Origin of the sequence: Streptomyces globisporus (assembly GCF_003501885.1) — a bacterium.
Lineage (GTDB): Bacteria > Actinomycetota > Actinomycetes > Streptomycetales > Streptomycetaceae > Streptomyces > Streptomyces globisporus_D.
The window spans coordinates 20976-31331 of record NZ_QWFA01000068.1; the positions used below are offsets into that span (position 1 = coordinate 20976).

General features: G+C 71.1%; 8 protein-coding genes. 1 reads left to right on the forward strand and 7 read right to left on the reverse strand.

Annotated elements, in window-relative coordinates; all coding sequences use genetic code 11:
- Positions 1-2 precede the first annotated feature (2 nt).
- The 6 genes from D3105_RS14950 to D3105_RS14975 form a co-directional block, all read right to left on the reverse strand.
- Positions 3-1790 (reverse strand): ABC transporter ATP-binding protein, encoded by a 1788-nt coding sequence (locus tag D3105_RS14950; protein ID WP_118903703.1) that lies wholly within the window; start codon positions 1788-1790, stop codon positions 3-5.
- 46 nt (positions 1791-1836) lie between these two features.
- A complete protein-coding gene (locus tag D3105_RS14955; RefSeq protein WP_118903704.1) occupies positions 1837-2889 on the reverse strand; it encodes an iron-siderophore ABC transporter substrate-binding protein in 1053 nt (350 codons plus the stop codon).
- 175 nt (positions 2890-3064) lie between these two features.
- On the reverse strand, positions 3065-3907 hold the full coding sequence (locus D3105_RS14960; protein WP_118903705.1) for an ABC transporter ATP-binding protein: 843 nt from the start codon (positions 3905-3907) through the stop codon (positions 3065-3067).
- A 37-nt stretch (positions 3908-3944) separates the two neighbouring features.
- The gene (locus D3105_RS14965) at positions 3945-5042 is read right to left on the reverse strand and encodes a FecCD family ABC transporter permease (protein ID WP_206272742.1); all 1098 of its coding nucleotides are present in this window, start codon (positions 5040-5042) and stop codon (positions 3945-3947) included.
- A 17-nt stretch (positions 5043-5059) separates the two neighbouring features.
- On the reverse strand, positions 5060-6118 hold the full coding sequence (locus tag D3105_RS14970; protein ID WP_118903706.1) for a FecCD family ABC transporter permease: 1059 nt from the start codon (positions 6116-6118) through the stop codon (positions 5060-5062).
- A gap of 110 nt (positions 6119-6228) precedes the next feature.
- Entirely contained in the window at positions 6229-7584 is a 1356-nt protein-coding gene (locus D3105_RS14975; protein WP_118903707.1) for a lysine N(6)-hydroxylase/L-ornithine N(5)-oxygenase family protein, read from the reverse strand.
- A gap of 531 nt (positions 7585-8115) precedes the next feature.
- Between D3105_RS14975 and D3105_RS14980 the strand changes: the two genes are divergently transcribed.
- On the forward strand, positions 8116-9234 hold the full coding sequence (locus tag D3105_RS14980; protein ID WP_118903710.1) for an NAD-dependent epimerase/dehydratase family protein: 1119 nt from the start codon (positions 8116-8118) through the stop codon (positions 9232-9234).
- Here the strand turns inward: D3105_RS14980 and D3105_RS14985 are convergent.
- Positions 9215-10321, reverse strand: a complete 1107-nt coding sequence (locus D3105_RS14985) for a sensor histidine kinase (protein ID WP_118903708.1) — start codon at positions 10319-10321, stop codon at positions 9215-9217. The genes D3105_RS14980 and D3105_RS14985 overlap by 20 nt on opposite strands.
- Positions 10322-10356 lie beyond the last annotated feature (35 nt).

The window sequence follows — 10356 nt, forward strand, 5'->3', positions numbered from 1 at the left end:
CGCTAACTTCCCTCGCGCCAGGCGCGCCACAGCCGGGCGTACTGACCTCCGAGCTCAACCAGTTCGCTGTGTGTTCCCTCCTCCACGACCCGTCCGGCGGAGAGCACGGCGATCCGGTCCGCGGCCATCGCCTGGGTCAGCCGGTGGGCCACGAACAGGGTGGTCCGGCCGGAGCAGGCGGCCAGCACGGCGCGTTCCAGCTCGGCGGCACCCTCGCTGCCCGCCTCGGCGGTCGACTCGTCGAGCACCACGACCGGGGACCGGCCGAGCACCAGCCTGGCCAGGGCCAGTTGGGCGACCTTGGTGACGTCCAGACGTTCGCCGCCCTCGCCGACCGGGGTGTGCAGGCCGTCGGGGAGGGAGCCGGCCCACTCCCCGGCGCCGACCGTGCGCAGGGCGTCCATCAGGTCGTCGTCGCTCGCGAGGGGTGCGGCGAGCCGCAGGTCGTCGGCGAGCGGGCCGGAGAACACGTGGGTCTCCTGGGTCAGGATGCTGACCAGGGCGCGGGCCCCGGCCTCGTCCATGCCCGCGAGGTCGTGGGTCCCGATGTGCACCGACCCGGCCTGTGGTCTCCCGATGCCGGCGATGAGCGCGGCCAGGGTCGACTTGCCCGCGCCGGTCGCGCCGACGAGGGCGAGCGAGCCACCGGCCGGGATGGACAGGGAGACGTCCCGCAGCACCGGGTCCTCGGCGCCGGGGTAGGTGAAGGTCAGGTCCCGGACCGTGACCGGGTAGGGCGCGACGGCGGCGGTGGCGACCGAGGCGTCGCCCACCAGGCGCTCCTCGGAGGGTTCCGAGAAGACGCCGACCAGGCGGGTGAGGCTCGCGCCGGATTTCTGGGCCTCGTCGAAGGTGAACATGATGGCGCCCAGCGGGGTGAACAGGCGGTGGAACATCAGCGGCGCCGCCGACACCTCGCCGAGGGTGGCGGCGTCCGCCTCCAGCAGGGCGTACCCGACGACCAGGATCAGCACGAGTCCGATGAACTCGGCCCGGTTCTCCCTGCCGACGAACCGGCCGAAGAAGCGGAACACCTCGATGCCGAGGTTGCGCACCCGCCAGGACTCGTCGGTGACCTTCTCGCGTACGGCGCCCTCCAGGCGGTAGGCCCGGACCGTGTCGATTCCGTTGAGTCCGCTGATCAGGGCCTGGGCGCGGTCGGCCTGGGCCGCCCGCTGCTTGCGGTAGAGGGGGGCGGAGCGGGGCAGGTACCAGCGCAGTGCCAGCGCGTACGCGGGCAGGGCGCAGGCTCCGGCCAGGCCGAGCCGCCAGTCGAGGCCGAACATGCCGATCGTCGCGATGACGACCAGGACGCCCGCCGAGAACACGGTGGGGATGGCCGTCCGGATGCCCTTGGAAATGACGGCCACGTCGTCGCCGACGCGGGAGAGCACGTCCCCCCGGCCGACCTCCTCGACGCGTGCGCTGGGCATGCCGAGCACGGCGCGTACGGCTTCCTCGCGGAGCCGGGCGAGCAGTTCGGCCCCGAGCCTCCCGATCAGGAAGGTGGAGGCCGCGGTGGCCGCCGCGCCGAACAGGGCGGCGGCCACCATCAGGATGCCGACGGTGAGGAGTATCGAGCGTGACTCGCCCCCGACAACTGCGTCGACCACCTTGCCGAGCAGCAGCACCGGGAGCACTTGGAGCGCGGCCCCGGCCACCGTGGTGAGGGCGGTGGAGGCCGACAGCCAGGGGGCCTGCCGGCAGTGCCGGGCCACCCAGCGAGCGGCCTCTCCCCCCGTCGCGGTGCGCAGGGTCGTGGGGGCGACGGGGGTGTCGGTGACAGTCACACGGAGACCGATTCTCGCCGGGGGACGGGCCGTCGGGTCGTCATCACTACTTGGCCGACTCGACGAGCTCGTCGATCGCGTACGGCAGGGAGAGGAGGGTGCCCTGGGACATCGCGGCGCCGACCGCGGGGCCTTCGCTGTCCAGGAGGTAGGAGACCTTGTCGTTCTTGACGGCCGGCAGGTTGGCGAACAGCTCGAACTTCTTGAGCGCTTCCGTGTCGGCCTTGTCGTTGACGACGAAGATGCGGTCGACGTCGATCAGGTCGATGCGCTCGGGCGAGAGCTCGGTGGAGAAGCCGCCGTCGGCGATCTTGTCGATCTCGTTCTGGTAGGTGAATCCGGTGCCGGTGACGAGCCGGCCGCGTACATCGGTGGAGGTGAAGGCCGAGATGGAGTCCTTGTACCAGGACAGGGCGACGGCCTTCTGCCCGGCGAAGTCGGGGTTGGCCTTCTTGGCGGCGTCCAGCTTGGTCTGGATGCCCTTGATCAGGTCGGCGCCCTCCTTCTCCTTGCCGAGCGCCTTGGCGATGTGGGCCGCGTTGTCCTGCCAGGGGGCACTGAAGAGTTCCTTCTCGCCCTTGGTGCGGCCGACGGTCGGGGCGATCTTGGAGAGCTTCTCGTAGGCCGCCTTGTCGACCTCGGAGTAGACCGCGATGATCAGATCGGGGCGCAGCGAGGCGATCTTCTCGAAGTTGGGGCCGGCGTCCCCGTTCTTCATGACGACCTCGGGGCGGGCGTCGCCCCACTGGTCCTTCACCCAGGGCCACTGGGTGTTGATGTCGGGGCTCTGGCCGGCCGGGTTCGGGTACTGGTCGACCATGCCGACCGGCTTGATGCCGAACGCCAGGACGGCCTGGTCGTCGGTGTAGCCGACGGTGACGACCCGCTGGGGGGCCTTCTTGACCTCGGTGGACCCGAACGCGTGCTCCACGGTGACCGGGAACGCGCCTTCGGCCGCCGCCGGGGTGTCGTCGTTCTCCTTCTCGTCCGCCGAGTCGTTGCCGCATCCCGCGAGCAGGCCGACACCGAGGGTGGCAGCGGACACCGCCGCGGCCAGTCTCCGCCACGGCTTCCGGGGCGTCGTTCGATGGAGAAGCATCGTCAAATCCCTTGCTTTCGCGCTGTCCACTGCGCCCCGGTTCGAGGGCAGCCAGACTGTACCCCGAGCAAGTGAGGCCAGCCTAGCCTAACTGGATAACTTTCCACCCGTCAGCACGAGTTGCACCTGACTGGCCATCAAAATACTTGCGCAGAAGAACCGTTCGGTCTCCGGACTACGGTTCCGCCCGCACATGGGCCCGGCCGATCGGAACGATCAACGGCCGGTCGCCCACCGGGTCGTCGATCACCTTGGCCCGCAGCCCGAACGCCTCGTGCAACAGCTCCGGGGTGATCACGTCCCGGGGGTGCCCCTGGGACAGGACGGCTCCCCCGCGCATGACGACGAGGTTGTCGCTGTAGCGCGTGGCCAGGTTGAGATCGTGCAGCACCATGACGACGGTGCAGCCCGACTCGTGCAGATCGTCGACCAGGTCGAGTACGTCGATGGCGTGGGCCAGGTCCAGATAGGTGGTGGGTTCGTCCAGCAGCAGCAGATCGGTGCCCTGGGCGAGGGTCATCGATATCCATACCCGCTGGCGCTGGCCGCCGGACAGGGAGTCCACGGTCCGGTCGGCGAGGTCCGCCACCCCGGTCATGGCCAGGGCGCGCCGCACCACGTCGGCGTCGTCCGACGACCATTGCCGCAGCCAGCTCTGGTGCGGGTGGCGTCCCCGGGCGACCAGGTCCGCGACGGTGAGCCCTTCCGGGGCGACCGGCGCCTGCGGCAGCAGTCCGAGCTTCTTCGCCACGTCCTTGGTCCGGAGCGTAGCGATGTCCTCGCCGTCCAGTACGACGGTGCCGCCGGCCGGTTTGAGCAGCCGGGTCAGGGTGCGCAACAGGGTGGATTTGCCGCAGCCGTTGGGGCCGATGATCGTGGTGATCACCCCGGACGGGATGGCCACGTCGAGCTGGTCGATGACCGTCCGGTCCCCGTACCCGACGGTGACGCCCCTGGCGGCCAGCCGCGAAACGTCCTTGACGCCGGCATCGGTCCGGGCGGTGAACTGAGCGACCACGAGCCCCCCTTGTTGAGGTCAGCCTTACTTCTACCATCTACCGGAGGTTCGCCCGCACCAACAGGTAGACGAGGAACGGGCCGCCGATCACGGCGGTGACCACACCCACCGGCAGACCGATCGGCAGCGCCGCGCGGGCGATCAGATCGGAGCCGATCAGCAGCAGCGCGCCCACCATGCCGGAGGCGATCAACGGCGGCGTGGGCCACCGCGCCAGACGCATCGCCACCTGCGGAGCCACCAGCGCGACGAACGGGACCGGCCCCGCCGCGCTCACCCCGACGGCGGCCAGCAGGACCGCGCAGAGCAGCAGGACGGCCCGCACCCGGCCGAACCGGACGCCCAGCCCGGCGGCGACGTCGTCGCCGAGGTGCATCGGTTTGAACGGGAAGGCCACGGTAGCCACGACGGCCAGCAGGACGAGCGTGGCCCAGAACGCCACCTTGACCTCGTCCCAGGACCGGTTGTCCAGCGAGCCGACCAGCCACACCTGGGCGCGCGCCACGTCCCGGATGTCGGCCGAGACCAGCAGCCAGGTCGTGATCGCCTGCATCACGGCGGTCACCGAGATGCCGATGAGAATGAGCCGGAAGCCGTCGATGCCGCGCCGCCAGGCGAGGAAGTAGACGAGCAGCCCCGTGCCGAGACCGCCGAGCAGGGCGGCGGCGGGCAGCCCGACCGAGCCCGTGATCGCCGCGGCGGTCCCGCCCGTCGCCGTCACCAGGAACACCGCGACGGCGCCGGCTCCGGCGGTGATCCCGAGGATGTCCGGGCTGGCGAGCGGGTTGCGCGCCACGGACTGGGTGATCGCCCCGGAGACGCCCAGGGCGACGCCCACGACGAGGCCGGCCAGGGCCCGGGGCATGCGGAGGTCCATGACGACGAACTGGTCGACCTGTTCGCCCCGGCCGAGGATGGTGGCGATCACCCGGGAGAGGCCGATGGGGAAGTCGCCGACGCTGATGGAGAGGCAGAAAATCAGGAAGGCCGCCGCCGCGAGCACCATGGTGACCAGCACGAGCCAGGGCCGCCAGACGAACGACACCCGGCCGAGCCGCACCCCGGGCGGCATCGACGCCTTCACGTCGGCTCCACCCGTACCACCGGCCGCACCGGCCACTTCGGTCCCGTTCATGCGCTCCTGAACTCTTCTCATGCGCTCTTGAACTTCCCTCGCCACACCAGGACCGCGAAGAAGGGGGCCCCCAGGAGGGCGACCACGACCCCCGCTTCCAGCTCGCCCGGCCGTACGACCACCCGGCCCACGATGTCGCAGACCAGCAGGACACCGGCCCCGAGGAGGCCGGCGTACGGCACCAGCCAGCGGTAGTCGGGGCCGGTCAGATAGCGGGCCACGTGTGCCACCATGAGTCCGAGGAAGGCGATGGGGCCGCAGGCGGCGGTGGCGGCCCCGGCCAGCAGGGTGACGGCGACGATGCCGAGGGTCCGGCTCGCCGCGATGTTCACCCCCAGCGCCCGCGCCACGTCGTCGCCCAGGTTGAGCAGGTTGAGGGCGGGCAGGGTGATCAGCGCCAGGACCAGTCCGACGGCGATGAAGCCGGTCACCGGCCAGATGACGTCGAAGCGGACCCCGGCGACGGAGCCCGCGTTCCAGAACCGCAGCGCGTTCAGCGACTCCTTGTCGGAGAGCGCCACCGCCGCGGTCATCGCCGCGAGGAACACGGTGACGCCCTGCCCGGCCAGGGCGAGGGTCAGGGGGTTGCCCGCACCCCTGCCGACGCTCGCCAGGCCGAAGACGACGACACCGGCGAGACCCGCGCCGACGAAGGCGAACCAGACGTACTGGAACGGGTCGGTGAACCCGAAGACGGCGATGACCGACACCACGGCGAAGGAGGCCCCGGCGTTCACCCCCAGCAGTCCGGTGTCGGCGATGGGGTTACGGGTGTACCCCTGGATCAGCGCCCCGCCGACCCCCAGGGCCAGGCCCGCCACGATCGCGAGAACCGTTCGGGGCACGCGCACGGTCTGGACGATGAGCCGGATCTCGGTGAGCTTCTGGTCGGGCTCGGGTTCCGCGAACAGCCCGTGCCAGACCTCGGCGGGGCTCAACGCGCGCGCCCCGACGGCCAGGGACACCGTCGCCGCGACGAGCAGGGTCACCGTGAGGACGGCCAGCCCCACGGCCCTGCGCCGGCGGGTGTCCGTCACCCCGTCCGGCACGGGGCGCTCCACTGCGGTGGTGATCATGACGACGAACGATATCCCTTTGATCGGACCGGTCGCGCCCGGCCCGCCCGATGGGTCACCGGGCGGGCCGAACGTGAACTCGCTTTGTCTCAGCGGTTGCTGAGGCCTGCTCAGCCACCTGCGCCCTCGACGGCCTCGACCGCGGTCCGGGACGCGTCGGAGGTGGATTTGACCCGCCGGTCGAGCAGCGAGTCAAGGATCTCACCGACCCGTATCGCGGTGTTGGAGAGCAGCGACGTGGTGATGCCGTGCGTGTGCTCCGTGCCTCCCTGGAGGTAGATGCCGCAGCGCAGGGCGGGGACGGTCGAGATCCGGTAGTCGCGCTGGACGCGTACGCGGCCCGCCTCGTCCCGCAGGCAGTGCTCGCCGACCCGACCGAGGAGGCCGAAAGGATCGGCGGGGCTGTAGCCGGTGGCGAACACCACGACATCGGCGTCGAGTTCCGACTCCTCGTCGGTCACCAGGGATCTCACGGTGGCGCGGACGCTGTCGGGCTTCTCCACCACCCCGGTGACCCGGGAGACGTTGAGGAAGCGCAGCCGTTCGGTGCCGAGGACCTTCTCCCGGTACATCTGCCGGTAGAGGTCGTCGATCAGGTCGATGTCCACCACGGAGTAGTTGGTGTTGCCGTGGTAGGCCATCAGCCGCCTCTTGACCTCCTCGGGGGCGGCGAAGAAGTCGTCGACCGCGTCGGGGTCGAAGATCCGGTTGGCGAAGCTGCTGTCGTCGGCGGGGCTGTAGCCGTAACGGGAGAAGACCGCGCAGACCTCGGCGTCGGGGAACCTGCGGTGCAGGTAGGCGACGTTCTCGGCGGCGCTCTGTCCGGCACCGACGACGACGAACCGGGAGGGCGACTCGCCTTCCAGCCCATCGACCTTGCGCAGCAGGTCGGAGTTGTGCCAGACCCGCTCGCCGCGTTCCACACCGTCCGGCATGAGGGGACGCAGGCCGGTTCCGATGACGAGGTTGCGGGCCCGGTGGACCGAGAGCCCTTCCGCGGACCGGACGGTCACGTCCAGGTACTCCACGGTCCCGTCGTGCACGAACGGGGTGACCGCGACGACTTCGTGTCCGTAGGAGACCAGGTCGTCGACCTTGGCCGCGGCCCACTCGAAGTAGTCGTGGAACTCCACCCGCAGCGGGAAGAGGTTCTTGTGGTTGATGAAGTCGATCAGCCGGCCCTGGCTCTGCAGATAGCAGAGGAAGCTGAATTCGCTCGCCGGGTTCCGGAGCGTCACCAGGTCCTTGAGGAAGGAGACCTGCATGGTGGCGTCGTCGATGAGCATGCCGCGGTGCCAGCCGAAGCTCTCCTGCTGCTCGAAGAAGTGGGCGGTGACCGAATCCTGCCTGCCGACTTTGCTGTTGTGCTCGCTCAGCGCGATCGCCATGGCCACATTGGACGGGCCGAAGCCGATGCCGATGAGGTCGTGGACCAGTGGTGTGTCGCCAGGAAGAACCTGTGACATGTCACTCCCATCATCCGGGAAAGCCGCCTGTCAGGCGCGAGGGGAAGGTCTCGGTATGTGGGCACGCCTACGGAGGCCACGCACCCAAACTTAGGTGAGCCTAAGCTCATCAACTCTCCTTGTCGATAGGGCACATGGGACGACACAGGAATGACGATTCATCAAGCATGGCTCAAAATAAGCAGTGTTGCCGAGCCACGCACGGCACCTTGCGGCCCCCACCCCGCAGCACCCGCGCACGGCCAGGACCGGCCACTGCCGGAGTACGGCCGAATTTCACGCCCCGAATCCGGACGTCGGCGGTCCGCCGCTCAGGCACCGGGGCCGGTGGGCGGGGGCTCCGGCGTCGAGGCGGACCAGCCGGTACCCCCCTCTACGGTTCGGCCCCTGCGTCGGGAGCTGCGCGACCTTGCCGGCAGCGGCCGGTGGTATGCCGGCCGGCCGCTCCCGTCCCCACAAGGTCCTTACGGTCCCCTGACGTACGCGCGCCGGACCCCGTCCGACGCCGCGCCCGGCCCTAGCGTGGCCGTCATGCGCGTACTGATCACCGGCGGAGCCGGGTTCATCGGGTCACATGTCGTCGCCGCCCTCGCCGCGGCCGGGCACGAGAGCGTGGTGCTGGACGCCCTGCTGCCCTCGGCCCACCCCGGCGGCGCACCGCCGGAGCTGCCGGGCGACCGGGTGGTCGTCGGGGACGTGCGGGACCGGGAGACGGTGGCGGAGGCGCTTTCCGGCGTGGACGCGGTGTGCCACCAGGCGGCCATGGTCGGCCTCGGCAAGGACTTCGCTGACGCCCCGCTGTACGTGGGGTGCAACGACCTCGGTACGGCGGTTCTGCTGGCGGAGATGGCCGCGGCCGGGGTCCGGGACCTGGTGCTGGCCGGGTCGATGGTGGTCTACGGCGAGGGGCGCTACGACTGCTCCCGGCACGGCACGGTCCGCCCCGGGCCTCGTGCGGAGACTGATCTGCGCGCGGGTGACTTCGAGCCCCGCTGCCCGCACTGCGGCACGGAACTGGCCCCCGGCCTGGTGGCCGAGGACGCGCCGGCGGACCCGCGCAATGTGTACGCGTCGACCAAGCTGGCCCAGGAGCACCTGGCCGCCGCGTGGGCGCGGGCCACGGGCGGCCGGGCGGTGTCCCTGCGCTACCACAACGTGTACGGGCCGGGGATGCCGCGCGACACCCCGTACGCCGGTGTCGCCTCGTTCTTCCGCTCGGCCCTGGCGCGGGGCGAAGCCCCCCGGGTCTACGAGGACGGGGGCCAGCGGCGCGACTTCGTCCATGTCCACGATGTGGCGGCCGCGAACACGGTGGCCCTGGAAGCGGTGCGGGAGCGGCGGCCCGGTTCCTTCACCGCGTACAACACCGGCAGCGGCGAACCGCACACCATCGGCGAGATGGCGGCCGCGCTGGCCGGCGCGCACGGCGGGCCGGACCCGGTGGTGACCGGGGAGTACCGCCTCGGCGACGTACGCCATGTCACGGCGGACTCGCGGACGCTGCGCGAGGAGCTGGGCTGGCGGCCCCGGGTGCCCTTCGCCGAGGGGATGAAGGACTTCGCGGCGGCCCCGCTGCGCGATGCGCGGGGCCGCGGCACGGAGAGCCGGGGCCACCGCGAGCAGAGCGCCGTCACACTGTCGGGAGCGTGACCGAGAAGCAGCAGCCGCCCTGGACGTTGCGGACCTCGGCCCGTCCCGCGTGGGCCTCGACGATGCCGCGCACGATGGCGAGTCCGAGGCCCGCCCCGGCCGGCGGGGTGCGGGCGTGGCTGCCGCGCCAGCCGGTGTCGAAGACCCGGGGCAGATCCTCCTCGGGGATTCCACCGCAGCCGTCGGTGACCGACAGCACCACACCGCCGTCCGAGCGGTGTGCGGCGACGGCCACGGTGCCGTCGGGCGGGGTGCGGCGGATGGCGTTGATGAGGAGGTTGCCGAGGACCCTGCTCATCTCCTTGCCGTCGACCTCCACCGGAACCTCGTCGATCCGGTCGCCCACCAGCCGTACCCCGTGCTCCCGGGCGAGCGGGTCGGCCCCGGCCAGCGCGTCGCCGACCAGGTCGTAGAGGGAGATCCGGGCCGGCGCCAGGGTGAGCGAACCGGCCTGGATGCGGGAGAGCTCGAAGAGGTCACCGACCATGGAGTTCATCCGCTCGACCTCGGTCCTTATCTGCCGCAGATAGCGCCCGGAGTCGGGGGCCATGCCGTCCTCCAGCGCCTCGGCCATCGCGCGGAGTCCGGCGAGCGGGGTGCGCAGATCGTGCGAGATCCACGCGACGAGTTCGCGCCGCGAGGTCTCCAGCGCACGTTCCCGCTCCCGCGAGCTGTCCAGTTTCGCGCTGGTGGCGGCCAGTTCACGGGCGAGCGCGGCCAGCTCGGCAGTGGGCTGCCCGGCGGGCGCGGCGAAGGTACCACCGTCGCCGAACGACCTCGTGGCCAGCGTCAGTTCACGGCTCCGGGCGGCCACCCAGCGACCCAGCAGGATCGCGGTGGCCAGGGAGATGAGGGCGGCCATCGCGACGACGGTGGTGACGACGTAGAGGTCGTGGGGCGAGAGGAACATCGCCCAGCAGACCGTCAGCGTCCCGGCGAGCATCGCCGCCACGGCCACCCCGGCGACGACGCTCAGCGAGACCACCAGCGAACGGTGCCGCAGGAGGCGCAAGGCCCCTGCGCCGAGAAGCCCCGCGGCAGCCGCCCCCAGGAAGGCGAAGAGCGCGATGAGCAGGACGTCGGTCACAGCACCCGGCCCCTCTCCCGGCCCCCGCCCGGGCC